This is a genomic window from Rhizobacter sp. AJA081-3 (assembly GCF_017795745.1).
GTDB lineage: Bacteria > Pseudomonadota > Gammaproteobacteria > Burkholderiales > Burkholderiaceae_C > Piscinibacter.
Window position 1 is genome coordinate 236,789 of record NZ_CP059067.1, and the last position, 24,556, is coordinate 261,344.

General features: G+C 64.9%; 36 protein-coding genes. 35 read left to right on the forward strand and 1 reads right to left on the reverse strand.

What is annotated here, in order from left to right:
- The first annotated feature begins 8 nt into the window (after positions 1-8).
- Both rpoC and HZ992_RS01145 read left to right on the forward strand, forming a co-directional pair.
- Positions 9-4,247 (forward strand): DNA-directed RNA polymerase subunit beta', encoded by a 4,239-nt coding sequence (gene rpoC / locus HZ992_RS01140; RefSeq protein WP_209384853.1) that lies wholly within the window; start codon positions 9-11, stop codon positions 4,245-4,247.
- Between the two features lie 69 nt (positions 4,248-4,316).
- On the forward strand, positions 4,317-4,682 hold the full coding sequence (locus HZ992_RS01145; RefSeq protein ID WP_209384854.1) for a methylglyoxal synthase: 366 nt from the start codon (positions 4,317-4,319) through the stop codon (positions 4,680-4,682).
- Here HZ992_RS01145 and HZ992_RS01150 read toward each other — a convergent pair.
- Positions 4,679-5,116 carry a PIN domain-containing protein gene (locus HZ992_RS01150; protein WP_209384855.1) on the reverse strand — a complete coding sequence of 146 codons (438 nt, stop codon included), beginning with the start codon at positions 5,114-5,116 and terminating at the stop codon, positions 4,679-4,681. The two genes, HZ992_RS01145 and HZ992_RS01150, sit on opposite strands and share 4 nt — an antisense overlap.
- Before the next feature lie 203 nt (positions 5,117-5,319).
- Here HZ992_RS01150 and rpsL point away from each other — a divergent pair, with 203 nt between their 5' ends.
- The 33 genes from rpsL to rpoA all read left to right on the forward strand — a co-directional run bounded on the left by rpsL (position 5,320) and on the right by rpoA (position 24,544).
- Positions 5,320-5,697, forward strand: a complete 378-nt coding sequence (rpsL, locus tag HZ992_RS01155; protein WP_054140043.1) for a 30S ribosomal protein S12 — start codon at positions 5,320-5,322, stop codon at positions 5,695-5,697.
- Positions 5,698-5,820: 123 nt separating this feature from the next.
- Positions 5,821-6,291 carry a 30S ribosomal protein S7 gene (gene rpsG / locus HZ992_RS01160; protein WP_209384856.1) on the forward strand — a complete coding sequence of 157 codons (471 nt, stop codon included), beginning with the start codon at positions 5,821-5,823 and terminating at the stop codon, positions 6,289-6,291.
- Positions 6,292-6,372: 81 nt separating this feature from the next.
- Positions 6,373-8,475 (forward strand): elongation factor G, encoded by a 2,103-nt coding sequence (gene fusA, locus HZ992_RS01165; protein WP_209384857.1) that lies wholly within the window; start codon positions 6,373-6,375, stop codon positions 8,473-8,475.
- Between the two features lie 117 nt (positions 8,476-8,592).
- On the forward strand, positions 8,593-9,783 hold the full coding sequence (gene tuf / locus HZ992_RS01170) for an elongation factor Tu (RefSeq protein ID WP_209384845.1): 1,191 nt from the start codon (positions 8,593-8,595) through the stop codon (positions 9,781-9,783).
- Positions 9,784-9,792: 9 nt separating this feature from the next.
- Positions 9,793-10,107 (forward strand): 30S ribosomal protein S10, encoded by a 315-nt coding sequence (gene rpsJ, locus HZ992_RS01175; RefSeq protein ID WP_209384858.1) that lies wholly within the window; start codon positions 9,793-9,795, stop codon positions 10,105-10,107.
- Positions 10,108-10,194: 87 nt separating this feature from the next.
- Positions 10,195-10,866, forward strand: a complete 672-nt coding sequence (rplC, locus tag HZ992_RS01180) for a 50S ribosomal protein L3 (protein ID WP_209384859.1) — start codon at positions 10,195-10,197, stop codon at positions 10,864-10,866.
- A complete protein-coding gene (gene rplD / locus HZ992_RS01185; protein ID WP_209384860.1) occupies positions 10,866-11,486 on the forward strand; it encodes a 50S ribosomal protein L4 in 621 nt (206 codons plus the stop codon). Before rplC ends, rplD begins: the two co-directional genes overlap by 1 nt.
- Entirely contained in the window at positions 11,483-11,797 is a 315-nt protein-coding gene (gene rplW / locus HZ992_RS01190; protein ID WP_209384861.1) for a 50S ribosomal protein L23, read from the forward strand. Before rplD ends, rplW begins: the two co-directional genes overlap by 4 nt.
- The gene (gene rplB, locus HZ992_RS01195) at positions 11,797-12,621 is read left to right on the forward strand and encodes a 50S ribosomal protein L2 (RefSeq protein WP_209384862.1); all 825 of its coding nucleotides are present in this window, start codon (positions 11,797-11,799) and stop codon (positions 12,619-12,621) included. The genes rplW and rplB overlap by 1 nt, the downstream gene beginning before the upstream one ends.
- A 12-nt stretch (positions 12,622-12,633) precedes the next feature.
- Positions 12,634-12,912, forward strand: a complete 279-nt coding sequence (gene rpsS / locus HZ992_RS01200; RefSeq protein WP_209384863.1) for a 30S ribosomal protein S19 — start codon at positions 12,634-12,636, stop codon at positions 12,910-12,912.
- A gap of 11 nt (positions 12,913-12,923) precedes the next feature.
- On the forward strand, positions 12,924-13,253 hold the full coding sequence (rplV, locus tag HZ992_RS01205; protein ID WP_209384864.1) for a 50S ribosomal protein L22: 330 nt from the start codon (positions 12,924-12,926) through the stop codon (positions 13,251-13,253).
- A 16-nt stretch (positions 13,254-13,269) separates the two neighbouring features.
- Positions 13,270-14,157 (forward strand): 30S ribosomal protein S3, encoded by an 888-nt coding sequence (rpsC, locus tag HZ992_RS01210; protein WP_209384865.1) that lies wholly within the window; start codon positions 13,270-13,272, stop codon positions 14,155-14,157.
- A 2-nt stretch (positions 14,158-14,159) separates the two neighbouring features.
- On the forward strand, positions 14,160-14,576 hold the full coding sequence (rplP, locus tag HZ992_RS01215) for a 50S ribosomal protein L16 (RefSeq protein WP_209384866.1): 417 nt from the start codon (positions 14,160-14,162) through the stop codon (positions 14,574-14,576).
- Positions 14,577-14,587: 11 nt separating this feature from the next.
- On the forward strand, positions 14,588-14,788 hold the full coding sequence (rpmC, locus tag HZ992_RS01220; protein WP_209384867.1) for a 50S ribosomal protein L29: 201 nt from the start codon (positions 14,588-14,590) through the stop codon (positions 14,786-14,788).
- Positions 14,789-14,793: 5 nt separating this feature from the next.
- A complete protein-coding gene (gene rpsQ, locus HZ992_RS01225) occupies positions 14,794-15,066 on the forward strand; it encodes a 30S ribosomal protein S17 (protein WP_209387007.1) in 273 nt (90 codons plus the stop codon).
- Positions 15,067-15,173: 107 nt separating this feature from the next.
- A complete protein-coding gene (locus HZ992_RS01230; RefSeq protein WP_209384868.1) occupies positions 15,174-15,689 on the forward strand; it encodes a peroxiredoxin in 516 nt (171 codons plus the stop codon).
- 238 nt (positions 15,690-15,927) lie between these two features.
- A complete protein-coding gene (gene rplN, locus HZ992_RS01235) occupies positions 15,928-16,296 on the forward strand; it encodes a 50S ribosomal protein L14 (protein ID WP_209384869.1) in 369 nt (122 codons plus the stop codon).
- A gap of 24 nt (positions 16,297-16,320) precedes the next feature.
- Complete coding sequence (gene rplX, locus HZ992_RS01240) at positions 16,321-16,665, forward strand: 50S ribosomal protein L24 (protein WP_209384870.1); 345 nt, start codon at positions 16,321-16,323, stop codon at positions 16,663-16,665.
- 11 nt (positions 16,666-16,676) lie between these two features.
- Positions 16,677-17,234 (forward strand): 50S ribosomal protein L5, encoded by a 558-nt coding sequence (gene rplE, locus HZ992_RS01245; protein WP_209384871.1) that lies wholly within the window; start codon positions 16,677-16,679, stop codon positions 17,232-17,234.
- Positions 17,235-17,242: 8 nt separating this feature from the next.
- On the forward strand, positions 17,243-17,548 hold the full coding sequence (gene rpsN / locus HZ992_RS01250) for a 30S ribosomal protein S14 (RefSeq protein ID WP_209384872.1): 306 nt from the start codon (positions 17,243-17,245) through the stop codon (positions 17,546-17,548).
- Between the two features lie 24 nt (positions 17,549-17,572).
- Positions 17,573-17,968, forward strand: a complete 396-nt coding sequence (gene rpsH, locus HZ992_RS01255; protein ID WP_209384873.1) for a 30S ribosomal protein S8 — start codon at positions 17,573-17,575, stop codon at positions 17,966-17,968.
- A gap of 13 nt (positions 17,969-17,981) precedes the next feature.
- On the forward strand, positions 17,982-18,515 hold the full coding sequence (rplF, locus tag HZ992_RS01260; RefSeq protein WP_209384874.1) for a 50S ribosomal protein L6: 534 nt from the start codon (positions 17,982-17,984) through the stop codon (positions 18,513-18,515).
- Between the two features lie 12 nt (positions 18,516-18,527).
- Positions 18,528-18,896 (forward strand): 50S ribosomal protein L18, encoded by a 369-nt coding sequence (rplR, locus tag HZ992_RS01265; protein WP_209384875.1) that lies wholly within the window; start codon positions 18,528-18,530, stop codon positions 18,894-18,896.
- A gap of 36 nt (positions 18,897-18,932) precedes the next feature.
- Complete coding sequence (gene rpsE, locus HZ992_RS01270; protein WP_209384876.1) at positions 18,933-19,451, forward strand: 30S ribosomal protein S5; 519 nt, start codon at positions 18,933-18,935, stop codon at positions 19,449-19,451.
- Between the two features lie 20 nt (positions 19,452-19,471).
- The gene (rpmD, locus tag HZ992_RS01275; RefSeq protein ID WP_209384877.1) at positions 19,472-19,654 is read left to right on the forward strand and encodes a 50S ribosomal protein L30; all 183 of its coding nucleotides are present in this window, start codon (positions 19,472-19,474) and stop codon (positions 19,652-19,654) included.
- A complete protein-coding gene (rplO, locus tag HZ992_RS01280) occupies positions 19,654-20,085 on the forward strand; it encodes a 50S ribosomal protein L15 (RefSeq protein WP_209384878.1) in 432 nt (143 codons plus the stop codon). The genes rpmD and rplO overlap by 1 nt, the downstream gene beginning before the upstream one ends.
- 34 nt (positions 20,086-20,119) lie before the next feature.
- Positions 20,120-21,430, forward strand: coding sequence for a preprotein translocase subunit SecY (gene secY, locus HZ992_RS01285; protein WP_209384879.1), 1,311 nt, complete (start codon positions 20,120-20,122; stop codon positions 21,428-21,430).
- A gap of 1 nt (position 21,431) precedes the next feature.
- Entirely contained in the window at positions 21,432-21,650 is a 219-nt protein-coding gene (infA, locus tag HZ992_RS01290) for a translation initiation factor IF-1 (RefSeq protein ID WP_209384880.1), read from the forward strand.
- 29 nt (positions 21,651-21,679) lie between these two features.
- Complete coding sequence (rpmJ, locus tag HZ992_RS01295) at positions 21,680-21,793, forward strand: 50S ribosomal protein L36 (RefSeq protein WP_009548427.1); 114 nt, start codon at positions 21,680-21,682, stop codon at positions 21,791-21,793.
- A 17-nt stretch (positions 21,794-21,810) separates the two neighbouring features.
- Complete coding sequence (rpsM, locus tag HZ992_RS01300; RefSeq protein ID WP_209384881.1) at positions 21,811-22,176, forward strand: 30S ribosomal protein S13; 366 nt, start codon at positions 21,811-21,813, stop codon at positions 22,174-22,176.
- Between the two features lie 48 nt (positions 22,177-22,224).
- The gene (gene rpsK, locus HZ992_RS01305; protein WP_209384882.1) at positions 22,225-22,629 is read left to right on the forward strand and encodes a 30S ribosomal protein S11; all 405 of its coding nucleotides are present in this window, start codon (positions 22,225-22,227) and stop codon (positions 22,627-22,629) included.
- Between the two features lie 145 nt (positions 22,630-22,774).
- Positions 22,775-23,398 carry a 30S ribosomal protein S4 gene (gene rpsD / locus HZ992_RS01310; RefSeq protein ID WP_209384883.1) on the forward strand — a complete coding sequence of 208 codons (624 nt, stop codon included), beginning with the start codon at positions 22,775-22,777 and terminating at the stop codon, positions 23,396-23,398.
- A 153-nt stretch (positions 23,399-23,551) separates the two neighbouring features.
- Positions 23,552-24,544 (forward strand): DNA-directed RNA polymerase subunit alpha, encoded by a 993-nt coding sequence (gene rpoA, locus HZ992_RS01315; RefSeq protein WP_209384884.1) that lies wholly within the window; start codon positions 23,552-23,554, stop codon positions 24,542-24,544.
- Positions 24,545-24,556: the final 12 nt, after the last annotated feature.

Consider the following 24,556-nt stretch of genomic DNA (forward strand, 5'->3'; position numbering starts at 1 on the left):
AACAGAACATGAAGGGTTTGCTTGATCTGTTCCGCCAGTTCACGCCTGATGAGCATTTCGATGCCATCAAGATCGGACTGGCTTCGCCCGAGAAAATTCGGTCCTGGTCATTCGGCGAAGTCAAGAAGCCGGAGACCATCAACTACCGCACCTTCAAGCCGGAGCGCGATGGCCTCTTCTGCGCCAAGATCTTCGGCCCGATCAAGGACTACGAGTGCCTGTGCGGCAAGTACAAGCGCCTGAAGCACCGTGGCGTGATCTGCGAGAAGTGCGGCGTCGAGGTCACCCAGACCAAGGTGCGCCGCGAGCGCATGGGTCACATCGACCTGGCCGCGCCCTGCGCGCACATCTGGTTTCTGAAGAGCCTGCCGAGCCGTCTGGGCCTGGTGCTCGACATGACGCTGCGTGACATCGAGCGCGTGCTGTACTTCGAAGCCTACGTGGTCGTCGACCCCGGCATGACCCCGCTGAAGAAGTTCAGCATCATGTCCGAGGACGACTACGACGCGAAGCGCACCGAGTTCGGTGACGAGTTCGTCGCGCTGATGGGCGCCGAGGGCGTCAAGAAGCTGCTCGAGGAGATCGACCTCGACGTCGAGATCGACAAGCTGCGCAACGACATGACCGGCAGCGAGCTGAAGGTCAAGAAGAACTCCAAGCGCCTGAAGGTGATGGAAGCCTTCAAGAAGTCGGGCATCAAGCCGAGCTGGATGGTGATGGAGGTGCTGCCGGTGCTGCCGCCGGACCTGCGTCCGCTGGTCCCGCTGGATGGCGGCCGCTTCGCCACGTCCGACCTGAACGACCTGTATCGGCGCGTCATCAACCGGAACAACCGGTTGGCGCGTCTGCTCGAGCTGAAGGCTCCCGAAATCATCGTGCGCAACGAAAAGCGCATGCTGCAAGAAGCTGTTGACTCGCTGCTGGACAACGGCCGCCGGGGCAAGGCGATGACGGGCGCGAACAAGCGCGCGCTGAAGTCGCTGGCCGACATGATCAAGGGCAAGAGCGGCCGCTTCCGCCAGAACCTGCTGGGCAAGCGCGTCGACTACTCGGGCCGTTCGGTCATCGTGGTGGGCCCGACGCTCAAGCTGCACCAGTGCGGCCTGCCCAAGCTGATGGCGCTCGAGCTGTTCAAGCCCTTCATCTTCTCGCGCCTGGAGGCGATGGGCATCGCCACCACCATCAAGGCGGCGAAGAAGGAAGTCGAATCCGGCACGCCGGTGGTCTGGGACATCCTCGAGGAAGTCATCAAGGAGCACCCGGTCCTGCTGAACCGCGCGCCGACGCTGCACCGCCTGGGCATCCAGGCGTTCGAGCCGGTGCTGATCGAAGGCAAGGCGATCCAGCTGCACCCGCTCGTGTGCTCGGCGTTCAACGCCGACTTCGACGGTGACCAGATGGCCGTCCACGTGCCGCTGTCGATCGAGGCGCAGATGGAAGCCCGCACGCTGATGCTGGCGACCAACAACGTGCTGTTCCCGGCCAACGGCGAACCGTCGATCGTGCCGAGCCAGGACGTGGTGCTGGGCCTGTACTACGCGACACGTGAGCGCACCAACGCCCGCGGGGAAGGCATCATCTTCTCCGACGTGCAGGAAGTGCAGCGCGCGCTGGACAACAACCAGGTCGAGATCACCGCCAAGGTGGCGGTGCGCCTGACCGAGTGGGTCAAGAACAAGGAGACCGGCGAGTTCACGTCGGAAACCAAGCTCGTCGACACCACGGTCGGCCGCGCGCTGCTGTCCGAGATCCTGCCCAAGGGCCTGCCGTTCTCGAACATCAACAAGGCGCTGAAGAAGAAGGAGATCTCGCGCCTGATCAACACCTCGTTCCGCAAGTGCGGCCTGAAGGACACGGTCGTGTTCGCGGACCGGCTGCTGCAGGCGGGCTTCCGTCTGGCCACGCGCGCCGGCATCTCGATCTCCATCGACGACATGCTGGTGCCCAAGGAGAAGCCGGGCCTGATCGAACGCGCGGAAAAGGAAGTCAAGGAGATCGAGCAGCAGTACGTCTCGGGCCTCGTGACCGCCGGCGAGCGCTACAACAAGGTCGTCGACATCTGGGGCAAGACCGGTGACGAAGTGGGCAAGGTCATGATGGCCCAGCTCGCCAAGCAGAAGGTACTCGACCGCCATGGCAAGGAAGTCGACCAGGAGTCGTTCAACTCCATCTACATGATGGCCGACTCGGGCGCGCGCGGTTCCGCCGCGCAGATCCGCCAGCTGGCCGGCATGCGCGGCCTGATGGCCAAGCCGGACGGCTCGATCATCGAGACGCCGATCACGGCGAACTTCCGCGAAGGCTTGAACGTTCTGCAGTACTTCATCTCCACCCACGGCGCCCGAAAGGGCCTGGCGGACACGGCGCTGAAGACGGCGAACTCCGGCTACCTGACGCGTCGCCTGGTCGACGTGACGCAGGATCTGGTGATCACCGAAGACGACTGCGGCACGCACAACGGCATGAACATGCGCGCGCTGGTCGAAGGCGGCGAGGTGATCGAGTCGCTGCGTGACCGCATCCTCGGCCGCGTGACGGCCATCGAGGTGCTGCACCCCGAGACGCAGGAAGAACTGCTGCCCGGCGGCGCCATGCTCGACGAGGACACGCTCGACGTGCTCGAAGCGGCGGGCGTCGACGAGGTCAAGGTTCGTACCGCACTGACCTGCGGCACGCGCTTCGGCCTGTGCGCCAAGTGCTACGGACGCGACCTGGGTCGCGGCGGCGTCGTCAATCGCGGCGAGGCGATCGGCGTGATCGCGGCGCAGTCGATCGGCGAGCCGGGCACGCAGCTGACGATGCGCACCTTCCACATCGGCGGTGCGGCATCGCGTGCGGCGGTGGCATCGAGTGTCGACGCGAAGAGCGACGGCATCATCGGCTTCAACGCCACGATGCGCTACGTGACCAACGGCAAGGGCGAGCTGGTGGTGATCTCCCGTTCCGGCGAGATCATCATCTCCGACCAGCACGGTCGCGAGCGCGAGCGCCACAAGGTGCCGTACGGCGCGCTGCTGTCGGTCAAGCCCGACCAGCAGCTCAAGGCCGGCACCGTGCTGGCCAACTGGGACCCGCTGACCCGCCCGATCATCACGGAGTTCGCCGGCAAGGCGAGGTTCGAGAACGTCGAGGAAGGCGTGACGGTGGCCAAGCAGCTCGACGAGGTCACCGGCCTGTCGACCCTGGTGGTGATCGACCCGAAGCGCCGCGGCGCAGCGAAGGTCGTGCGCCCGCAGGTCAAGCTGCTCGACGCCGGCGGCAACGAGGTGAAGATCCCCGGCACCGACCACTCGGTGACGATCGGCTTCCCGGTCGGCTCGCTGATCCAGATCCGCGACGGCCAGGACCTGATGCCGGGCGAGGTGCTCGCACGCATCCCGGTCGAAGGCCAGAAGACCCGCGACATCACCGGCGGTCTGCCGCGCGTGGCCGAGCTGTTCGAGGCACGTTCGCCGAAGGACAAGGGCACGCTGGCCGAGCAGACCGGCACGGTGTCGTTCGGCAAGGAGACCAAGGGCAAGGTTCGCCTGCAGATCACCGACCCGGACGGCAAGGTGTACGAGGAGCTCGTGCCCAAGGAGAAGAACATCCTGGTGCACGAAGGCCAGGTGGTCAACAAGGGCGAGTCGATCGTCGACGGTCCGGCGGACCCGCAGGACATCCTGCGCCTGCTGGGAATCGAGGAGCTGGCGCGCTACATCGTCGACGAGGTGCAGGACGTCTACCGCCTGCAGGGTGTGAAGATCAACGACAAGCACATCGAGGTGATCGTTCGCCAGATGCTGCGCCGCGTGCAGATCACCAACTCGGGCGACACGGCCTACATCGCGGGCGAGCAGGTCGAGCGTTCGGAACTGCTGGACACCAACGACCGCATGCTGGCCGAGGGCAAGGTGCCCGCCACGCATGCCGACGTTCTGCTGGGCATCACCAAGGCGTCGCTGTCGACCGACAGCTTCATCTCGGCGGCGTCTTTCCAGGAGACCACGCGGGTGCTCACCGAGGCTGCCATCATGGGCAAGCGCGACGAGCTGCGTGGCCTGAAGGAGAACGTCATCGTCGGCCGCCTGATCCCGGCGGGCACCGGCATGGCGTTCCACGACGCACGCAAGACCAAGGAAGCCATGGACGACGCAGAGCGCCGTGCCATCGCCATGCAGGAGGCCGAGGAACTGGCTGCCGTGCAGATGGCGCAGGTCGACGCGGCATCCGCTGCGGCGGCGGCTGCGGGCGAATCTGGCGAGTGAACGAGGCCCTCACGGGCTGAGTGAAGGGGGCGGCCGCGAGCCGCCCCTTTTTTCTTTCAGGAGAGCGTCATGAACCTGGCTCTGATCGCACACGACCAAAAGAAGGACGACATGGTGGCGCTGGCGCGCACGCACGAGGCGCTGCTGCGCCGCTGCCGCCTGATCGCCACCGGCACCACGGGCGGCCGGCTGGCGCGCGAGGTCGGGCTCGACGTCGAGTGCCTGCTCAGCGGGCCGCGGGGAGGCGACCTGCAGATCGGCGCGCGGCTGGCGCAAGGCGAAGTCGACGCGGTGATCTTCCTGCGCGATCCGATGACGCCGCAGCCGCACGAGCCCGACATCAACGCGCTGGTGCGCGCCTGCGACGTGCACAACGTGCCCTGCGCGACCAACCTCTCGAGCGCCAACCACCTGCTGGAGGCGCTTGCCCGCTAGCTGCCGGCCCAGGCTTCCGGCGTGGCGATCGTCAGCCCGAGCGGACGCGCACGGCGAGCCAGCTTGAGCACGGCCCGGTCCCGGCTGAGCAGTGTGCTGTTGCCGAGCCGCAGCGCCAGGTCGATGAACTTCTGGTCGTCGGGGTCGCTGCAGCGCAGGGGATGCGCCAGCGGGGCCGCGAAGGACTCGATCGTTTCGGCGAAAGTCTCCCAGGTCGAAAACACCGCCACTGGGTCGACCGCGTGCGAGGCGAAATGCTTAAAAGTAAGTACACGCTCAGTCTCCAGGCGGATGGCCGCCGTGACACACCAGCGCACCTGCCCCGATCGAATGGCAGCCTCCACGGGCCGGCTCGAGGGATCGCGGAAGACGAGCCAGTCGAGCACCACGTTGGTGTCGAGCACGAGCGGCAAGGCGGTGGGAGCGAGTGGCATCTCATTCAGCCCTCGATCTTGCGGGCCTGGGTTCACCCGAATATAATCGCAGGCTTTTCGGCAGTTTCTGCTGCGCTCTTTGTCGGGCGGCTCACCGTGGGGGACTCTCCCAAACCACGGCCTCGGGCCAGTCTTCGCATCGAAGCGCTCGGCTTCTCCCGGAAACGAACCGAATCTGACTTCACACGGGAACAAGTCAAGCCATGCCAACCATCAACCAGCTCGTGCGCCACGGCCGTCAGGTCGAGGTCACGAAGTCCAAGTCGCCTGCGATGCAGAACAGCCCGCAGCGCCGCGGCGTCTGTACGCGCGTGTACACCACGACGCCGAAGAAGCCGAACTCCGCGCTTCGCAAGGTCGCCAAGGTGCGCCTGACCAACGGGTTCGAGATCATCTCGTACATCGGCGGTGAAGGCCACAACCTGCAGGAGCACAGCGTCGTGCTCGTGCGCGGCGGCCGCGTGAAGGACCTGCCGGGCGTGCGCTACCACATCGTGCGCGGCTCGCTGGACCTGCAAGGCGTCAAGGACCGCAAGCAATCGCGTTCGAAGTACGGCGCGAAGCGGCCCAAGAAGGCCTAAGCCATTCTGGACCTCCGGGTCCTCGTCGCCGGCCCCTCTGGCCGGCAAAGTAAGTGAAGGGTCTGCTGGCCCTTCGCGGTTCGGGCCCAAGCCCGGGCCAACTGAAGCAGAAGGAAGAAAGACATGCCACGTCGTCGCGAAGTACCCAAGCGGGAGATCCTCCCCGATCCGAAGTTCAACTCGGTCGATCTGTCCAAGTTCATGAACGTGATCATGGAGTCCGGCAAGAAGGCCATCGCCGAGCGCATCATCTATGGTGCCCTCGACCAGGTCGAGAAGAAGTCGGGCAAGGATCCGCTGGAGATCTTCACCGTCGCGCTGAACAACATCAAGCCGATGGTCGAAGTGAAGTCACGCCGCGTCGGCGGTGCGAACTACCAAGTTCCCGTGGAAGTTCGCCCCGTCCGCCGTGTCGCGCTCGCGATGCGCTGGCTGAAGGAATCGGCCCGCAAGCGCGGCGAGAAGTCGATGGCCCAGCGCCTGGCCAACGAGCTGCTGGAGGCCGTCGAAGGCCGCGGCGGCGCAATGAAGAAGCGCGACGAAGTGCACCGCATGGCCGAAGCCAACAAGGCGTTCTCGCACTTCCGCTTCTGACCGACCAGCACGCAGCTTTCTCTCGGCCGCTCCTCGGGTTAACACTGACCCGCGGGCGGCCCAAGTATTTGGAGTGACACCATGGCCCGCAAGACCCCCATCGAGCGCTATCGAAACATCGGCATCTCGGCGCACATCGACGCCGGCAAGACGACCACGACCGAGCGCATCCTCTTCTACACCGGCGTGAACCACAAGATCGGTGAAGTTCACGACGGCGCGGCGACGATGGACTGGATGGAGCAGGAGCAGGAGCGTGGCATCACGATCACGTCGGCTGCGACCACCTGCTTCTGGAAGGGCATGGAGCTGGGTTACCCAGAGCACCGCATCAACATCATCGACACCCCGGGCCACGTCGACTTCACCATCGAGGTCGAGCGCTCGATGCGCGTGCTCGACGGCGCCTGCATGGTCTATTGCGCCGTGGGTGGCGTGCAGCCGCAGTCGGAAACCGTCTGGCGCCAGGCCAACAAGTACAAGGTGCCGCGCCTTGCGTTCGTCAACAAGATGGACCGTACCGGCGCGAACTTCTTCAAGGTCTACGACCAGATGAAGGTTCGCCTGAAGGCCAACCCCGTGCCGGTGGTGATCCCCATCGGCGCGGAAGAGAACTTCACCGGCGTGATCGACCTCATCAAGATGAAGGCGATCATCTGGGACGAAGCCTCGCAGGGCATGAAGTTCGAATACATGGACATTCCTGCCGAGCTTCTGGTGGAGGCTCAGAAGTGGCGCGAGAACCTCGTCGAGGCCGCGGCCGAGGCGAGCGAAGAGCTGATGAACAAGTACCTGGAATCGGGCGAGCTGACCGAGGCCGAGGTGAAGGCCGGCATCCGCCAGCGCACGATCGCGGCCGAGATCCAGCCGATGTTCTGCGGCACCGCGTTCAAGAACAAGGGCGTGCAGCGCATGCTCGATGGCGTGATCGACTTCATGCCCTCGCCGATCGACATCCCGCCGGTGCCGGGCACCGATGACGACGACAAGCCGACCGTGCGCCGTGCCGCCGATGACGAGAAGTTCGCTGCGCTCGCGTTCAAGCTGATGACCGACCCGTACGTCGGCCAGCTGACCTTCGTGCGCGTGTATTCCGGCGTGCTGAAGTCGGGCGACTCCGTCTACAACCCGATCCGCGGCAAGAAGGAGCGCATCGGCCGGATCCTGCAGATGCACGCCAACCAGCGCGAAGAGATCAAGGAAATTTTGGCCGGCGACATCGCCGCCTGCGTGGGCCTGAAAGACGTGACGACCGGCGAAACGCTGTGCGATCCCGAATCGATGATCACGCTCGAGAAGATGGTGTTCCCCGAGCCCGTCATTTCGCAGGCCGTCGAGCCCAAGACCAAGGCCGACCAGGAAAAGATGGGTGTCGCCCTGGGCCGCCTGGCGCAGGAAGACCCGTCGTTCCGCGTGCGCACCGACGAGGAATCGGGCCAGACCATCATCTCCGGCATGGGCGAGCTGCACCTGGAAATCATCGTCGATCGCATGAAGCGCGAGTTCGGCGTGGAAGCCAACGTCGGCAAGCCGCAGGTGGCCTACCGCGAGACGATCCGCAAGAACGTGTCGGACATCGAAGGCAAGTTCGTGCGCCAGTCCGGCGGCAAGGGCCAGTACGGCCACGTCGTGCTGACCATCGAGGCGCAGGAGCCGGGCAAGGGTTTCGAATTCGTCGACGCCATCAAGGGCGGCGTGGTGCCGCGCGAGTTCATCCCCGCCGTCAAGAAGGGCGTGGAAGATTCGCTGCCCAACGGCGTGCTGGCCGGCTTCCCGGTGGTCGACGTGAAGGTCACGCTGACCTTCGGTTCGTACCACGAGGTCGACTCGAACGAAAACGCGTTCAAGATGGCCGCCTCGCTGGGCTTCAAGGACGGCTGCCGCAAGGCCAGTCCGGTCATCCTTGAGCCGATGATGGCCGTGGAAGTCGAGACGCCGGAAGACTACGCCGGCAACGTGATGGGCGACCTGTCGTCCCGCCGCGGCATGGTGCAGGGCATGGACGACATGCCCGGCGGGGGCAAGGTCATCAAGGCCGAAGTGCCGCTGTCGGAGATGTTCGGCTACTCGACCACGCTGCGTTCGATGTCTCAGGGCCGCGCCACGTACACGATGGAGTTCAAGCACTACAGCGAAGCTCCGAAGAACGTGGCCGACGCGATCATCACCTCGCGCACCAAGTAAGAAACAAGCCGGTCTTCGGCATGCCGCCGTCTGCTGCCAGTGGCAGGCGACACAGCGAGCTGCCGGAGACCTTAAACCGAGCACTGGACAACGCTCTTTGATAACGGAGATTTCGAGATGGCAAAAGGCAAATTTGAGCGGACCAAGCCGCACGTGAACGTGGGGACGATTGGACACGTGGACCATGGCAAGACGACGCTGACGGCGGCGATCACGACGGTGCTGTCGGCCAAGTTCGGTGGTGAAGCCAAGGCGTACGACCAGATCGACGCGGCGCCCGAAGAGAAGGCGCGCGGCATCACGATCAACACCGCGCACGTCGAGTACGAGACGGCCAACCGGCACTACGCGCACGTTGACTGCCCCGGGCACGCCGACTACGTGAAGAACATGATCACCGGTGCGGCGCAGATGGACGGCGCGATCCTGGTGTGCTCGGCCGCCGACGGCCCCATGCCCCAGACCCGCGAGCACATCCTGCTGGCCCGTCAGGTGGGCGTGCCGTACATCATCGTGTTCCTGAACAAGTGCGACATGGTCGACGACGCCGAGCTGCTCGAGCTCGTCGAGATGGAAGTGCGCGAGCTGCTCGACAAGTACGACTTCCCCGGCGACAAGACCCCCATCATCCACGGCAGCGCCAAGCTCGCCATGGAAGGCGACAAGGGCGAGCTCGGCGAACAAGCCATCATGAAGCTGGCCGATGCGCTGGACAGCTACATCCCGACCCCTGAGCGTGCCATCGACGGCGCCTTCCTGATGCCCGTCGAGGACGTGTTCAGCATCTCCGGTCGTGGCACCGTGGTGACCGGGCGTATCGAGCGCGGCGTGGTCAAGGTCGGCGAGGAAATCGAGATCGTCGGCATCCGTGCCACGCAGAAGACCACCTGCACCGGCGTCGAGATGTTCCGCAAGCTGCTCGACCAGGGCCAGGCCGGCGACAACGTGGGCATCCTGCTGCGCGGCACCAAGCGCGAAGACGTCGAGCGCGGCCAGGTGCTGTGCAAGCCCGGCAGCATCAAGCCGCACACGCACTTCACCGCCGAGGTGTACGTGCTGAGCAAGGAAGAGGGCGGTCGTCACACGCCGTTCTTCAACAACTACCGGCCGCAGTTCTACTTCCGCACGACGGACGTGACCGGGGCTGTTGAGCTTCCGAAGGACAAGGAGATGGTCATGCCTGGCGACAACGTCAGCATCACCGTCAAGCTGATCGCCCCGATCGCGATGGAAGAAGGCCTGCGCTTCGCCATCCGCGAAGGCGGCCGCACCGTCGGTGCCGGCGTCGTCGCGAAGATCATGGAATAAGGAGCGGACATGTCCACCAAGCAGAAGATCCGCATCCGCCTCAAGGCATTCGACTACAAGCTGATCGACCAGTCGGCTCTGGAAATCGTGGATACCGCCAAGCGCACGGGCGCCATCGTCAAGGGCCCGGTGCCCCTGCCGACGCGCATGCAGCGTTTCGACATCCTGCGCTCGCCGCACGTCAACAAGACGAGCCGCGACCAGTTCGAGATCCGCACGCACCAGCGCCTGATGGACATCGTCGACCCGACCGACAAGACCGTGGACGCGCTGATGAAGCTCGATCTGCCGGCCGGCGTGGACGTGGAAATCAAGCTGCAGTAGAATCGCAGGCTTTCCCGGTGGCGCACCTGATGTGCGCTGCCAAACTCATCAGCCCTGCCAATCGATGTGGGGCATTGGAGCAAACACATGAGTCTGAGCAACCGTCTCGGTTTGCTGGGCCGCAAGGTGGGCATGATGCGCATCTTCACGGACGATGGCGACGCCATCCCCGTGACGGTGCTTGACGTGTCCAACAACCGCGTCACCCAGGTCAAGACCGACCAAACCGACGGCTACACGGCCATCCAGGTGGCCTACGGAGCGCGCAAGGCGTCCCGCGTCAACAAGCCTGAAGCCGGGCACCTCGCGAAAGCGGGCGTCGAAGCCGGCCAGATCCTGAAGGAATTCCGTGTTGCCGCCGACGTGGCCGCAGGCTTCGCGCCCGGCGCCCAGATCCCGGTGACCACCTTCGCCGTGGGCCAGCTGGTCGACGTGCAGGGCACGTCCATCGGCAAGGGTTTCACCGGCACCATCAAGCGCCACAATTTCAGCTCGCAGCGCGCGTCGCACGGCAACAGCCGTTCGCACAACGTGCCGGGCTCGATCTCGATGGCGCAGGATCCGGGTCGCGTGTTCCCGGGCAAGAAGATGTCCGGCCACCGCGGCGACGTGACCAAGACGGTGCAGAACCTCGACGTCGTGCGCGTCGACGAAGCCCGCCAGCTGCTGCTGGTGCGCGGCGCTGTCCCGGGCTCGAAGAACGGCCACGTGGTCGTCAGCCCGGCCGTGAAGGTCAAGGTCAAGAAGGGAGCCCAGTGATGCAACTCGAGCTCCTGAACGAACAAGGCCAGGCGACCTCGAAGGTCGACGCGCCCGACACCGTGTTCGCGCGCGACTACAACGAAGCGCTCGTGCACCAGGTCGTGGTGGCCTTCCAGGCCAACGCGCGCCAGGGCACCCGTGCCCAGCTTGACCGCGCGATGGTCAAGCACTCGACGAAGAAGCCGTTCCGCCAGAAGGGCACCGGCCGCGCTCGCGCCGGCATGACCTCCTCGCCGCTGTGGCGTGGAGGCGGTCGCATCTTCCCGAACAGCCCGGACGAGAACTTCACGCAGAAGGTCAACAAGAAGATGTACCGCGCCGGCATGGCCGCCATCTTCTCGCAGCTGGCTCGCGAAGGCCGCGTGGCCGTGGTCGACTCGATCAGCGTCGACGCGCCCAAGACCAAGCTGCTGGCCGACAAGTTCAAGGCCATGGGCCTGGACTCGGTGCTGGTGATCGCCGACCAGGTCGACGACAACCTCGCGCTGGCTTCGCGCAACCTGGCCAACGTGCTGGTGGTCGAGCCGCGTTACGCCGACCCGCTGTCGCTGGTCTTCTACAAGAAGATCCTGGTGACCAAGGCGGCGATGGAGCAGCTCAAGGAGATGTTCGCATGAGCGCCATGAAATTCGACGAGGGCCGCCTGGCCCAGGTGCTGGTGGCGCCGATCGTGTCCGAGAAGGCCACGTCCGCTGCCGAGAAGCACAACCAGGTGCTGTTCAAGGTGCTGCGCGACGCCACCAAGCCCGAGATCAAGGCAGCCGTGGAGCTGATGTTCAAGGTCGAGGTGAAGTCGGTGTCGACCGTGGTCCAGAAGGGCAAGGTCAAGCGCTTCGGCAAGTCCATCGGCCGCCGCGACCACGTCAAGAAGGCGTATGTCTGCCTGAAGCCGGGCCAGGAGCTCAACTTCTCCGGGGAGGCCGCGTAATGGCCGTCATCAAAGTCAAACCAACCTCTCCCGGCCGCCGCGCCGTGGTCAAGGTGGTGCACGCGCACCTGCACAAGGGCAAGCCGGAGGCGTCGCTGCTCGAGCCGCAGATGCAGAATGCCGGCCGCAACAACAACGGCCACATCACGATTCGCCACAAGGGCGGTGGGCACAAGCACCACTACCGCGTGGTCGACTTCCTGCGCAACAAGGACGGCATTCCGGCGAAGGTCGAGCGCGTCGAGTACGACCCGAACCGCACGGCCCACATCGCGCTGGTGTGCTATGCCGACGGCGAGCGCCGCTACATCATCGCCCCGCGCGGCCTCGAAGTGGGTTCGACGGTCCTGTCCGGCGCAGAAGCGCCGATCAAGGCCGGCAACACGCTGCCGATCCGCAACATCCCGGTGGGTTCGATCATCCACTGCATCGAGATGCTGCCGGGCAAGGGCGCGCAGATCGCCCGCTCGGCCGGCGCCTCGGTGACGCTGCTGGCGCGTGAAGGCACCTACGCCCAGCTGCGCCTGCGCTCGGGTGAAGTGCGCAAGATCCACATCGACTGCCGCGCCACGATCGGCGAAGTGTCGAACGAGGAGCACAGCCTGCGCCAGTACGGCAAGGCCGGTGCGATCCGCTGGAAGGGCATCCGCCCGACCGTCCGCGGCGTCGCGATGAACCCGGTGGACCACCCGCACGGCGGCGGCGAAGGCCGCACCGGCGAGGGTCAGGCCCCTGTGTCGCCGTGGAACACGCTGACCAAGGGCTACCGTACGCGCAACAACAAGCGCACGCAGACGATGATCGTCTCGCGTCGCAAGAAATAAGGGGCTGACGACATGACCCGTTCGCTCAAGAAAGGTCCCTTCGTGGACCACCACCTGATGGCCAAGGTCGAGAAGGCCGCCGCCATCAAGGACAAGAAGCCCATCAAGACCTGGTCGCGCCGCAGCACGATCCTGCCCGAGTTCATCGGGCTGACGATCGCCGTGCACAACGGCAAGCAGCACGTGCCCGTCTATGTGTCGGACCAGATGGTCGGCCACAAGCTCGGTGAATTTGCGCTGACGCGCACGTTCAAGGGGCACCCGGCCGACAAGAAGGCCAACAAGAAGTAAGGATGACGACGATGGAAACCCGTTCAATCGTTCGCGGCGTCCGCCTGTCTGCCGACAAGGGTCGGCTGGTGGCCGACATGATCCGCGGCAAGAAGGTGGACCAGGCGATCAACATCCTGACGTTCACGCCCAAGAAGGCTGCCGGCATCATCAAGAAGTGTCTCGAGTCGGCCATCGCCAACGCCGAGCACAACGACGGTGCCGACATCGACGAGCTGAAGGTCAAGACGATCTACGTCGAACAGGCCGCCACGCTGAAGCGCTTCTCCGCACGGGCCAAGGGCCGCGGCAACCGCATCAGCAAGCCGACCTGCCATATCTTCGTCACCGTCGGCAACTGAGGCCTCAAGGAAGACCATGGGACAAAAAATTCATCCGGTCGGCTTCCGTCTGCCGGTCACGCGCAACTGGGCTTCGCGCTGGTACGCGTCGAACCAGAACTTCGCCACCATGCTGGCCGAAGACCTGAAGGTTCGCGAGTTCCTGAAGGCGCGCCTGAAGAGTGCGGCCGTCTCGCGCATCCTGATCGAGCGCCCGGCCAAGAACGCCCGCATCACGATCTACTCGGCCCGTCCGGGTGTGGTGATCGGCAAGAAGGGCGAGGACATCGAAAACCTCAAGGCCGAGCTGACGCGCCGCCTGGGCGTGCCGGTCGCCGTGAACATCGAGGAAGTGCGCAAGCCCGAGATCGATGCCCAGCTGATCGCCGACAGCATCACGCAGCAGCTCGAGAAGCGCATCATGTTCCGCCGCGCGATGAAGCGCGCCATGCAGAACGCGATGCGCCTGGGCGCTCAGGGCATCAAGCTGATGTCGTCGGGCCGCCTGAACGGCATCGAGATCGCACGTTGCGAGTGGTACCGCGAAGGCCGCGTGCCGCTTCACACCCTGAAGGCCGACATCGACTACGGCTTCTCCGAAGCCAAGACGACCTACGGCGTGATCGGCGTGAAGTGCTGGGTCTACCGCGGTGACCGTCTGGGTCACGGCGAGGCGCCGGCGGCCAAGACCGAGCAGGCCGAGGACGATCGCCGTCCGCGCCGCAGCGGCCCGCGTGGCCCTGGCGGTCCGGGCGCCCCGGGCGGCCGTGGCCGTGGTCCGGGTACCGATCGTGCACCGCGTCAGGCCGGTGCGCCGGCCGATGGCAGCGACAAGCCGGCCGTCGCCGCTGACGCGCCGAAGACCCCCGCCGTCAAGCGCGTGCGCAAAGCCGTCGCGCCTGGCAGCGAGGGCAAAGGAGAATAAGCATGCTGCAACCCGCACGCAGAAAATACCGCAAGGAACAGAAGGGCCGCAACACCGGCATCGCCACGCGTGGCGCAGCGGTGTCGTTCGGCGACTTCGGCCTGAAGGCCACCGAGCGCGGCCGTCTGACGGCGCGCCAGATCGAGGCCGCGCGTCGCGCGATCTCCCGTCACGTGAAGCGTGGCGGCCGCATCTGGATCCGAATCTTCCCGGACAAGCCGATCTCGCAGAAGCCCGCTGAAGTCCGCATGGGCAACGGCAAGGGCAACCCGGAGTACTACGTGGCCGAGATCCAGCCCGGCAAGGTGCTCTACGAGATCAACGGCGTGCCTGAAGCGCTGGCGCGCGAGGCCTTCCAGCTGGCCTCGGCCAAGCTGCCGCTGAAGACCACCTTCGTGGCCCGCGCGATCGGCGCCTGAGGAGCAAGACCATGAAAGCATCAGAACTGCGCGCCAAGGACGTCGCTGGCCTCGAGAAAGAGGTCACCGACTTGCTGAAGGCGCACTTCGGCCTGCGCATGCAGAAGGCCACCCAACAGCTCAACAACCACTCGCAGCTGGGCAACACCCGCCGTGACATCGCCCGCGCCAAGACCATCCTGGCCGAGAAGAAGAAGGGAGCTGCCAAGTGAGCGAAGTGCAAACCCAGGCCAAGGCCAAGAACACCCGCACCCTGATCGGCAAGGTGGTCAGCGACAAACGCGCGAAGACCATCACCGTGCTGGTCGAGCGCCGCACCAAGCACGAGCTGTACGGCAAGATCGTCGGCAAGTCGAGCAAGTACCACGCGCACGACGAGAAGGGCGAGTTCAAGATGGGCGACGTCGTCGAGATCGCCGAGAGCCGGCCGATCTCCAAGACCAAGTCGTGGGTCGTGACGCGCCTGGTCCAGAAGGCCGAGATCGTCTAAGGCACCGAACCGGCGAGGCCTTTGACGGGCTTCGCACGGAGCGGCCGGAACGCTGGGATACTGGCGGCCGGCCGTTTTTCTTTGGTCCACCAAGAAGGAGTGCAACGATGATCAAGGTCGGAGACAAGCTGCCCGCGGGCAAGCTGCAGGAATTCATCGAGGTCGAGGGCAATGGCTGCTCGCTCGGCCCGAACACGTTCGAAGTCGAGGCGTCGACCGCCGGCAAGAAGATCGCGATCTTCGGCCTGCCCGGCGCCTACACGCCGACTTGCTCGGCCAAGCACGTGCCTGGCTACGTCGAGAAGTTCGACGAACTGAAGAAGGCCGGCGTCGACGAGATCTGGTGTGTGTCGGTCAACGACGCCTTCGTGATGGGCGCCTGGGGCCGTGACCAGCATACCGGCGGCAAGGTGCGCATGATGGCCGACGGCAGTGCCGACTTCACCAAGGCCACCGGCCTGACGCTGGACCTGACTGCGCGCGGCATGGGCCTGCGCTCGAATCGCTACTCGATGCTGGTGGTCGATGGTGTCGTGAAGACGCTGAACATCGAGGGCCCCGGCAAGTTCGAGGTCAGCGATGCCGGCACGCTGCTCGGCCAGGCCCAGCAGATCCTGCGCTGAGCGGGCCGCGCGGGCGGTCGCCCAGGCCACCCGCGCAAGTCAGAACAAGATGTTTGACAGCGGCTCGGGTTTTGCCCGATAATCCGCAGCTTCGCCGAAAAGGCGGCCGCTTCGTCACGGAGCAGCTGCCCTCGGATCCGCCCACAACGGGCTGCCGGTGCGTCCATGACGCCCCGGCGGAACGACGGGCCCAAGACTGACCGCGCGGGCAACCGCGGGTTCAAGTTGGGGACAGACAATGATTCAAATGCAATCGCGACTCGACGTCGCGGACAACACTGGCGCCAAGTCCGTCATGTGCATCAAGGTGCTGGGCGGCTCCAAGCGCCGCTACGCCGGCATCGGCGACGTCATCAAGGTTTCCATCAAGGAAGCCGCGCCGCGTGGCCGCGTCAAGAAGGGCGAGGTCTACAGCGCCGTGGTCGTGCGCACCGCCAAGGGCGTGCGCCGCCAGGACGGCTCGCTGGTTCGCTTCGACGGCAACGCCGCCGTGCTGCTGAACGCCAAGCTCGAGCCGATCGGCACCCGCATCTTCGGGCCGGTGACGCGCGAACTGCGCACCGAGCGCTTCATGAAGATCGTCTCGCTCGCACCGGAAGTGCTCTGAGCGGCTGCGCAAGAAGGACAGGCCATGAACAAGATTCGCAAAGGCGACCAGGTCATCGTGTTGACCGGGCGCGACAAGGGCAAGCGCGGCACCGTGACGCAGCGCGTCGATGAGGAGCGCATCCTCGTCGAAGGCGTGAACGTGGTGAAGAAGCACGTCAAGCCGAACCCGATGAAGGGCACCACCGGCGGCGTCGTCGAGAAGACGCTGTCGATCCACCAGAGCAACGTCGCCATCTACAACCCGGCGACCGGCAAGGCCGATCGGGTGGGCATCAAGCTTCTGAGCGACGCCGAGAAGCAGTCGCGCAAGACCAAGGACAACGGCGTTCGCGTCTTCAAGTCCAGCGGCGACGAGATCAAGGCCTAAGGGGTTCAAGAATGGCTCAACAGCAAAGCGCCGCTCGCCTGCAGGCGATCTACCGCGAAAAGATCGTGCCCGAACTCGTCAAGAAGTTCGGCTACAAGTCCACGATGCAGGTTCCGCGCATCACCAAGATCACCCTGAACATGGGCGTGAGCGAGGCCGTGTCGGACAAGAAGGTGATGGACAACGCCGTCGGCGACCTCACCAAGATCGCCGGCCAGAAGCCGGTGGTCACCAAGTCGCGCAAGGCGATCGCGAACTTCAAGATCCGCGAGAACGTGCCCATCGGCTGCATGGTCACGCTGCGTGGCGTGCACATGTACGAGTTCCTGGACCGCTTCGTGACCATCGCGCTGCCCCGCGTGCGCGACTTCCGCGGCATCTCGGGCCGTGCGTTCGATGGCCGTGGCAACTACAACATCGGCGTCAAGGAACAGATCATCTTCCCGGAGATCGACTACGACAAGATCGATGCGCTGCGTGGGCTGAACATCAGCATCACGACGACCGCGAAGACCGACGACGAATGCAAGGCGCTGCTCGCCGCATTCAAGTTCCCGTTCAAGAACTGAGGTGGCCCGTGGCTAAGACATCCCTGATCCAGCGCGAACTCAAGCGCACGCAACTGGTCGCCAAGTACAAGAAGAAGTACGACGAACTCAAGGGCACCGCCAACGACGCCAAGAAGTCCGACGAGGAGCGTTACGCCGCGCGCCTGGAGCTGCAGAAGCTGCCGCGCAACGCCTACCCGACCCGCCAGCGCAATCGTTGCGAACTGACCGGCCGTCCGCGCGGCACGTTCCGCAAGTTCGGCCTGGGCCGCAACAAGATCCGCGAACTGGCCTTCAAGGGCGACATCCCCGGTGTCGTCAAGGCCAGCTGGTAATCGGCGCGCAAAGGAGCAATTCACATGAGCATGAGTGATCCCATCGCCGATATGCTGACGCGTATCCGCAACGCGCAGATGGTCGAGAAGACCACTGTGGCGATGCCCTCGTCCAAGCTGAAGGTCGCGATCGCCAAGGTCCTGAAGGACGAAGGCTATATCGAGGACTTCAAGATCCGCGGCGAAACCGCCAAGCCGGAACTCGAGATCGCGCTGAAGTACTACGCCGGCCGCCCCGTGATCGAGCACATCGAGCGCGTGAGCCGTCCTGGCCTGCGCATCTACAAGGGCCGCCACGACATCCCGAACGTCATGAACGGGCTGGGCGTGGCCATCGTCACCACGCCCAAGGGCGTGATGACCGACCGCAAGGCGCGCCAGGCCGGCATCGGCGGCGAAGTGCTCTGCTACGTCGCCTAAGGGAGAGATAGCAATGTCACGCGTTGGAAAGATGCCGATCGCCCTGCCGAAAGGCGTGGACGTCTCGGTGACGGCTGACAAGATCAGCGTCAAGGGTTCGATGGGCACGCTGGTGCGCCCCGTCAATGAACTGGTCACGGTCAAGAACGAGGGCGGCAAGGTCCTGTTCACTCCCGCCAACGAATCGGTCGCGGCCGATGCGATGAGCGGCACGATGCGCGCGCTGGTGGCCAACATGGTCAACGGCGTCAGCAAGGGCTTCGAGAAGAAGCTGAACCTGGTCGGCGTGGGCTTCCGTGCCGCGGCCACCGGTTCCAAGCTGAACCTGCAGATCGGCTTCTCGCACCCGGTGGCCAAGGAGATGCCCGCTGGCATCACGGTCACCTGCCCGACGCAGACCGAGATCGTGATCAAGGGTTCCGACCGCCAGGTGGTGGGCCAGATCGCCGCGGAAGTGCGCGCGATCCGCCCGCCCGAGCCCTACAAGGGCAAGGGCATCCGCTACGCGGACGAGAAGGTCACGATCAAAGAGACCAAGAAGAAGTAAGGAGCGACGACCATGTCACTGAACAAAAAAGATCAGCGCATCCGCCGCTCCCGCCAGACGCGCGTCCGCATCGCCACGCAGCGCGTCGCGCGCCTGACGGTGCACCGCACGAACCTGCACATCTACGCCAGCGTCATCTCCGACGACGGCACCAAGGTGCTGGCCAGCGCCTCCACCGCCGAGGCCGATGTCCGCAAGGAACTCGGCGTGGCGGGCAAGGGCGCCAACGTGGCTGCCGCCACGATGATCGGCAAGCGCATCGCCGAGAAGGCCAAGGCCGCCGGCATCGAGAAGGTGGCGTTCGATCGCGCCGGTTTCGCCTACCACGGCCGCGTCAAGGCGCTGGCCGAGGCAGCCCGCGAAGCCGGCCTGCAGTTCTAAGCGCCCCACGCATCGGCGACGAGAAGGAATTCGACAATGGCAAAGTTTCAACCCCGCCAGCAGACCGAAGGCAATGACGACGGCCTGAAGGAAAAGATGATCGCGGTGAACCGCGTCACCAAGGTCGTGAAGGGCGGTCGCACGCTGAGCTTCGCGGCGCTGACCGTGGTCGGCGACGGCGACGGCCGCATCGGCATGGGCAAGGGCAAGGCCAAGGAAGTGCCGGTCGCCGTGCAGAAGGCGATGGAGTCCGCCCGCCGCAACATGTTCAAGGTCCAGCTCAAGGACGGCACGATCCACCACAAGGTGATCGGCGGCCACGGCGCAGCCAAGGTGCTGATGGCGCCGGCCAAGCCGGGTGACGGCATCATCGCCGGCGGCCCGATGCGCGCAGTCTTCGAGGTGATGGGCGTGACCGACATCGTGGCCAAGAGCCACGGCTCGACCAACCCGTACAACATGGTGCGTGCCACGCTGGACGCGCTGAAGAGCTCGACCACGCCGTCCGAAGTGGCAGCCAAGCGCGGCCTCACCGTCGAGCAGCTGTTCGGCTGACCGGCACGCGGAGAAGAGTCATGGCAGACAAGAAAACCCTCACGGTGAAGCTGGTTCGCAGCATCGCCGGCACGCGCGAATCGCATCGCGCCACGGTGCGCGGCCTCGGCCTGCGCAAGCTCAACAGCCAGTCGACCCTGGAAGACACGCCCGCAGTGCGCGGCATGGTCAACAAGGTCTCCTACCTGGTGAAGGTGCTGTAATGGAACTGAACACCATCAAGCCTGCCGAAGGCAGCAAGAAGAACCGCCGTCGCGTCGGTCGCGGCATCGGTTCGGGCCTGGGCAAAACGGCCGGCCGCGGCCACAAGGGCCAGAAGTCCCGTGCCGGCGGCTACCACAAGGTCGGCTTCGAAGGCGGCCAGATGCCGCTGCAGCGTCGCCTGCCCAAGCGCGGCTTCAAGTCGCACCAGCTCAAGTACAACGACGAGATCACGCTGGCCGACCTCGAGGCGCTGGGCGTCGAGGAAGTCGACCTGCTGACGCTGAAGGCGGCCAAGCTGGTCGGCCAGATCGCGCAGACGGTCAAGGTCATCAAGACCGGCGAGCTGACCAAGAAGGTCTCGCTCAAGGGCATCGGCGCGACCGCCGGCGCCAAGGCTGCCATCGAGGCGGCCGGCGGCTCCGTGGCCTGATCGGCCGCAGGGCAAAGACGCAGAACGGAACTCAGTGGCAACCAACGCGAATCAACTGGCCAAGAGCGGCAAGTTCGGCGACCTGCGTCGCCGGCTCGTCTTTCTGGTGCTCGCGCTCGTGGTCTATCGCCTCGGGGCGCACATTCCCGTGCCCGGCATCGACCCGCAGCAGCTCGAACAGCTGTTCAAGGGGCAGGCCGGCGGCATCCTGAGCCTGTTCAACATGTTCTCGGGCGGCGCGCTGTCGCGCTTCACCGTCTTCGCGCTGGGCATCATGCCCTACATCTCCGCGTCGATCATCATGCAGTTGATGACCTACGTGGTGCCGACGCTCGAGGCGTTGAAGAAGGAAGGCGAAGCCGGCCGCCGCAAGATCACCCAGTACACGCGCTACGGCACGCTCGGCCTGGCGCTGTTCCAGTCGCTGGGCATCGCGCTCGCGCTGGAAGGCTCTCCGGGCCTGGTCATCGCGCCGGGCTTCGGCTTCCGCATGACGGCCGTCGTCAGCCTGGTGGCCGGCACGATGTTCCTGATGTGGCTGGGCGAGCAGATCACCGAACGCGGCCTGGGCAACGGCATCTCGATCCTGATCTTCGCCGGCATCGCCGCGGGCCTGCCCAGCGCGATCGGCGGGCTGTTCGAACTGGTGCGCACCGGTGCGATGAGCATCGTCGCTTCGCTGTTCATCATCACGATCGTGATCCTGGTGACTTTCGTCGTCGTGTTCGTCGAGCGTGGCCAGCGAAAGATCCTCGTCAATTACGCCAAGCGCCAGGTCGGCAACAAGGTCTACGGCGGCCAGTCTTCGCACCTGCCGCTGAAGCTGAACATGTCGGGCGTGATCCCGCCGATCTTCGCGTCGTCGATCATCCTGCTGCCGGCCACCGTGGTGGGCTGGTTCGCCACCGGCGATGGCCTGCGCTGGTTGAAGGACCTGGCGTCGCTGCTCTCGCCGGGCCAGCCGATCTACGTGATGCTGTACGCCGCTGCGATCGTGTTCTTCTGCTTCTTCTACACCGCGCTCGTCTTCAACAGCCGCGAGACGGCCGACAACCTGAAGAAGAGCGGCGCGTTCATCCCGGGCATCCGCCCGGGCGAACAGACCGCCAAGCACATCGACCGCATCCTGTCGCGCCTGACGCTGGCCGGTGCGATCTACATCACCGCCGTGTGCCTGCTGCCCGAGTTCCTCGTGCTCAAGTACAACGTGCCGTTCTATTTCGGGGGCACCTCGCTGTTGATCATCGTCGTGGTGACGATGGACTTCTGGGCCCAGGTTCAAAGTTACGTGATGAGTCAGCAGTACGAGTCTTTGCTGAAGAAGGCGAATTTCAAGGCGAGCTGAGATGTCGAAAGACGATGCCATCCAGATGCAGGGGGAGATTCTCGAAAACCTCCCGAACGCCACGTTTCGCGTGAAATTGGAAAACGGGCACGTCGTGCTCGGCCACATCTCCGGAAAGATGCGCATGCACTACATCCGCATCCTTCCGGGTGACAAGGTGACGGTCGAGTTGACGCCCTACGATTTGAGTCGTGCCCGCATCGTGTTTCGGGCCAAGTGAGTTGCCTGACGAAGGCTTAGGAGAAGACCATGAAAGTAGCCGCATCGGTCAAGAAGATGTGCCGCAACTGCAAGATCATTCGCCGCAAGGGCGTGGTGCGAGTCATTTGCACCGATCCGCGCCACAAGCAGCGTCAAGGCTGAACTGAAGGACAAGAGACATGGCACGCATTGCTGGCATCAACATCCCGCCGCACAAGCACACCGAGATCGGCCTGACGCACATCTACGGCATCGGCCGTACGACCGCGCAGAAGATCTGCAACACGGTGGGTGTGGCGTACTCGAAGAAGATCAAGGATCTCACCGACGGCGACCTGGAGAAGATCCGGGAAGAAATCGGCAAGATGACGATCGAGGGCGACCTGCGCCGCGAGATGTCCATCAACATCAAGCGACTGATGGACCTCGGCTGCTACCGCGGCTTCCGTCACCGCCGCGGCCTGCCCGTGCGCGGCCAGCGCACCAAGACGAATGCGCGCACCCGCAAGGGCCCGCGCAAGTCCGGCGCGCTCGTCAAGAAGTGAACTGCCGTTCCTTCCTGACCCAGTGAAGCATTAGAGAAAGACACGACCATGGCCAAGGCACCCGTCAATACCGCCGCTCAACGCGTGCGCAAGAAGATCCGCAAGAACGTTGCGGACGGCATTGCGCACGTGCACGCGTCGTTCAACAACACGATCATCACGATCACCGATCGCCAGGGTGGCGCGCTGGCCTGGGCCAGCAGCGGTGGCCAGGGGTTCAAGGGCTCGCGCAAGAGCACGCCGTTCGCTGCCCAGGTGGCCGCGGAAGTGGCGGGCCGCGCCGCCCAGGAACAAGGCATCAAGAACCTCGACGTGCGGATCAAGGGCCCCGGCCCGGGCCGCGAGTCGTCGGTTCGTGCGCTGGCCTCGCTGGGCATCCGCATCAACTCGATCTCGGACGTCACGCCGGTTCCGCACAACGGCTGCCGCCCGCAGAAGCGCCGCCGCATCTGAGCGCTGTTTTCCGCGGTCGGCGAAGCCCTCGAGGCCTCGCCGACTTTTTCGCTTGTAAGAAGCCCACCGCCTGAGCACCCATAACAACACCCGCCAGGCTCGCGCGAGTCTAGACGTCGCGTCAGATTGAACGAAGGACACCAAAGTGGCACGCTACCTCGGCCCCAAGGCCAAACTTTCCCGCCGTGAAGGCACCGACCTGTTCCTGAAGAGCGCCCGCCGCCCGATCAGCGACAAGGCCAAGTTCGACTCCAAGCCCGGCCAGCACGGCCGCACTTCGGGCTCGCGCACCTCCGACTTCGGCCTGCAGCTTCGCGAGAAGCAGAAGGTCAAGCGCATGTACGGCGTGCTGGAGCGCCAGTTCCGCCGCTACTTCGCCGAGGCCGAGCGCCGCAAGGGCAACACCGGCTCGAACCTGCTGCTGCTGCTCGAGTCGCGCCTGGACAACGTCGTCTACCGCATGGGCTTCGGCTCCACGCGCGCCGAGGCACGCCAGCTCGTCTCGCACAAGGGCATCACGGTCAACGGCGAGGTGGTGAACATCGCGTCGTACTCGGTCAAGGCCGGCGACACCGTCGCCGTGCGCGAGAAGGCCAAGAAGCAGCTGCGCATCACCGACGCCGTCAAGCTCGCCGAAGGCCAGGGCATGCCCAACTGGGTGCAGGTCGACGCGAACAAGCTGGAAGGCGTGTTCAAGAAGGCCCCCGACCGCGACGAGTTCGGCGCCGACATCAAGGAAGCGCTGATCGTCGAGTTGTACTCGCGCTAAGCCCCAGCACGACAACGGGGTGCCGGCCGGCGGCCGACTCCCCTTCTCGGTGATGCTTCGCGTGCCGGCACGAAGCGTTGGTTCACCCGCCCGGCGATGTCCGCCAGCCTTATCGGTGTAACGAGCCGAGGGCATCCAGAGGAACAGGACTCAATGCAAACCAATCTGCTCAAACCCAAAGCCATCAACGTGGAGCCGCTGGGCGGCAATCGCGCCAAGGTCACGCTCGAACCGTTCGAGCGCGGCTACGGCCACACGCTGGGCAACGCGCTGCGCCGCGTGCTGCTGTCGTCGATGGTCGGCTACGCGCCCACCGAAGTGACGATCGCCGGCGTGCTGCACGAGTACTCGACGGTGGACGGTGTGCAGGAAGACGTGGTTCACATCATGCTGAACCTCAAGGGCGTGGTGTTCCGCCTGCACAACCGCGACGAGGTCACCCTCGTGCTGCGCAAGGAAGGCGAAGGCCCGGTCACGGCCGGCGACATCCAGACCCCGCACGACGTGGAGATCATCAACCCCGATCACGTGATCGCGCACCTGTCGCAAGGCGGCAAGCTCGACATGCAGATCAAGGTCGAGAAGGGCCGCGGCTATGTGCCGGGCACGCTGCGCCGCTATGGCGACGAGCCGACCAAGTCGATCGGCCGCATCGTGCTGGACGCGTCGTTCTCGCCGGTCTCGCGCGTGAGCTACACGGTCGAAAGCGCCCGCGTCGAGCAGCGTACCGACCTCGACAAGCTGGTGATGGAGATCGTCACCAACGGCGCCATCACGCCGGAAGAGGCGATCCGTTCCTCGGCCAAGGTGCTGGTCGAGCAGCTCGCGGTGTTCGCGCAGCTCGAAGGCCAGGTCGACCAGATCTTCGACGCCGGCCGCAGCGACCGCAGCGACCAGAAGTTCGATCCGATCCTGCTGCGCCCGGTCGACGAGCTCGAGCTCACCGTGCGTTCGGCCAATTGCCTGAAGGCGGAGAACATCTACTACATCGGCGACCTCATCCAGCGCACCGAGACCGAGCTGCTGAAGACGCCGAACCTGGGCCGCAAGTCGCTCAACGAAATCAAGGAAGTGCTGGCTTCGCGCGGGCTCACGCTCGGCGCGCGGCTGGAGAACTGGCCCCCGCAGGGCCTCGACAAGCGCTGAGATCACTCAGCG

Excerpts from the sequence above, each read along its gene's own strand:
- rpoC (WP_209384853.1), top strand. The coding sequence starts at position 9 with ATGAAGGGTTTGCTTGATCTGTTCCGCCAGTTCACGCCTGATGAGCAT.
- HZ992_RS01145 (WP_209384854.1), top strand. The coding sequence starts at position 4,317 with ATGAACCTGGCTCTGATCGCACACGACCAAAAGAAGGACGACATGGTG.
- HZ992_RS01150 (WP_209384855.1), bottom strand. The coding sequence starts at position 5,116 with ATGCCACTCGCTCCCACCGCCTTGCCGCTCGTGCTCGACACCAACGTG.
- rpsL (WP_054140043.1), top strand. The coding sequence starts at position 5,320 with ATGCCAACCATCAACCAGCTCGTGCGCCACGGCCGTCAGGTCGAGGTC.
- rpsG (WP_209384856.1), top strand. The coding sequence starts at position 5,821 with ATGCCACGTCGTCGCGAAGTACCCAAGCGGGAGATCCTCCCCGATCCG.
- fusA (WP_209384857.1), top strand. The coding sequence starts at position 6,373 with ATGGCCCGCAAGACCCCCATCGAGCGCTATCGAAACATCGGCATCTCG.
- tuf (WP_209384845.1), top strand. The coding sequence starts at position 8,593 with ATGGCAAAAGGCAAATTTGAGCGGACCAAGCCGCACGTGAACGTGGGG.
- rpsJ (WP_209384858.1), top strand. The coding sequence starts at position 9,793 with ATGTCCACCAAGCAGAAGATCCGCATCCGCCTCAAGGCATTCGACTAC.
- rplC (WP_209384859.1), top strand. The coding sequence starts at position 10,195 with ATGAGTCTGAGCAACCGTCTCGGTTTGCTGGGCCGCAAGGTGGGCATG.
- rplD (WP_209384860.1), top strand. The coding sequence starts at position 10,866 with ATGCAACTCGAGCTCCTGAACGAACAAGGCCAGGCGACCTCGAAGGTC.
- rplW (WP_209384861.1), top strand. The coding sequence starts at position 11,483 with ATGAGCGCCATGAAATTCGACGAGGGCCGCCTGGCCCAGGTGCTGGTG.
- rplB (WP_209384862.1), top strand. The coding sequence starts at position 11,797 with ATGGCCGTCATCAAAGTCAAACCAACCTCTCCCGGCCGCCGCGCCGTG.
- rpsS (WP_209384863.1), top strand. The coding sequence starts at position 12,634 with ATGACCCGTTCGCTCAAGAAAGGTCCCTTCGTGGACCACCACCTGATG.
- rplV (WP_209384864.1), top strand. The coding sequence starts at position 12,924 with ATGGAAACCCGTTCAATCGTTCGCGGCGTCCGCCTGTCTGCCGACAAG.
- rpsC (WP_209384865.1), top strand. The coding sequence starts at position 13,270 with ATGGGACAAAAAATTCATCCGGTCGGCTTCCGTCTGCCGGTCACGCGC.
- rplP (WP_209384866.1), top strand. The coding sequence starts at position 14,160 with ATGCTGCAACCCGCACGCAGAAAATACCGCAAGGAACAGAAGGGCCGC.
- rpmC (WP_209384867.1), top strand. The coding sequence starts at position 14,588 with ATGAAAGCATCAGAACTGCGCGCCAAGGACGTCGCTGGCCTCGAGAAA.
- HZ992_RS01230 (WP_209384868.1), top strand. The coding sequence starts at position 15,174 with ATGATCAAGGTCGGAGACAAGCTGCCCGCGGGCAAGCTGCAGGAATTC.
- rplN (WP_209384869.1), top strand. The coding sequence starts at position 15,928 with ATGATTCAAATGCAATCGCGACTCGACGTCGCGGACAACACTGGCGCC.
- rplX (WP_209384870.1), top strand. The coding sequence starts at position 16,321 with ATGAACAAGATTCGCAAAGGCGACCAGGTCATCGTGTTGACCGGGCGC.
- rplE (WP_209384871.1), top strand. The coding sequence starts at position 16,677 with ATGGCTCAACAGCAAAGCGCCGCTCGCCTGCAGGCGATCTACCGCGAA.
- rpsH (WP_209384873.1), top strand. The coding sequence starts at position 17,573 with ATGAGCATGAGTGATCCCATCGCCGATATGCTGACGCGTATCCGCAAC.
- rplF (WP_209384874.1), top strand. The coding sequence starts at position 17,982 with ATGTCACGCGTTGGAAAGATGCCGATCGCCCTGCCGAAAGGCGTGGAC.
- rplR (WP_209384875.1), top strand. The coding sequence starts at position 18,528 with ATGTCACTGAACAAAAAAGATCAGCGCATCCGCCGCTCCCGCCAGACG.
- rpsE (WP_209384876.1), top strand. The coding sequence starts at position 18,933 with ATGGCAAAGTTTCAACCCCGCCAGCAGACCGAAGGCAATGACGACGGC.
- rpmD (WP_209384877.1), top strand. The coding sequence starts at position 19,472 with ATGGCAGACAAGAAAACCCTCACGGTGAAGCTGGTTCGCAGCATCGCC.
- rplO (WP_209384878.1), top strand. The coding sequence starts at position 19,654 with ATGGAACTGAACACCATCAAGCCTGCCGAAGGCAGCAAGAAGAACCGC.
- infA (WP_209384880.1), top strand. The coding sequence starts at position 21,432 with ATGTCGAAAGACGATGCCATCCAGATGCAGGGGGAGATTCTCGAAAAC.
- rpmJ (WP_009548427.1), top strand. The coding sequence starts at position 21,680 with ATGAAAGTAGCCGCATCGGTCAAGAAGATGTGCCGCAACTGCAAGATC.
- rpsM (WP_209384881.1), top strand. The coding sequence starts at position 21,811 with ATGGCACGCATTGCTGGCATCAACATCCCGCCGCACAAGCACACCGAG.
- rpsK (WP_209384882.1), top strand. The coding sequence starts at position 22,225 with ATGGCCAAGGCACCCGTCAATACCGCCGCTCAACGCGTGCGCAAGAAG.
- rpoA (WP_209384884.1), top strand. The coding sequence starts at position 23,552 with ATGCAAACCAATCTGCTCAAACCCAAAGCCATCAACGTGGAGCCGCTG.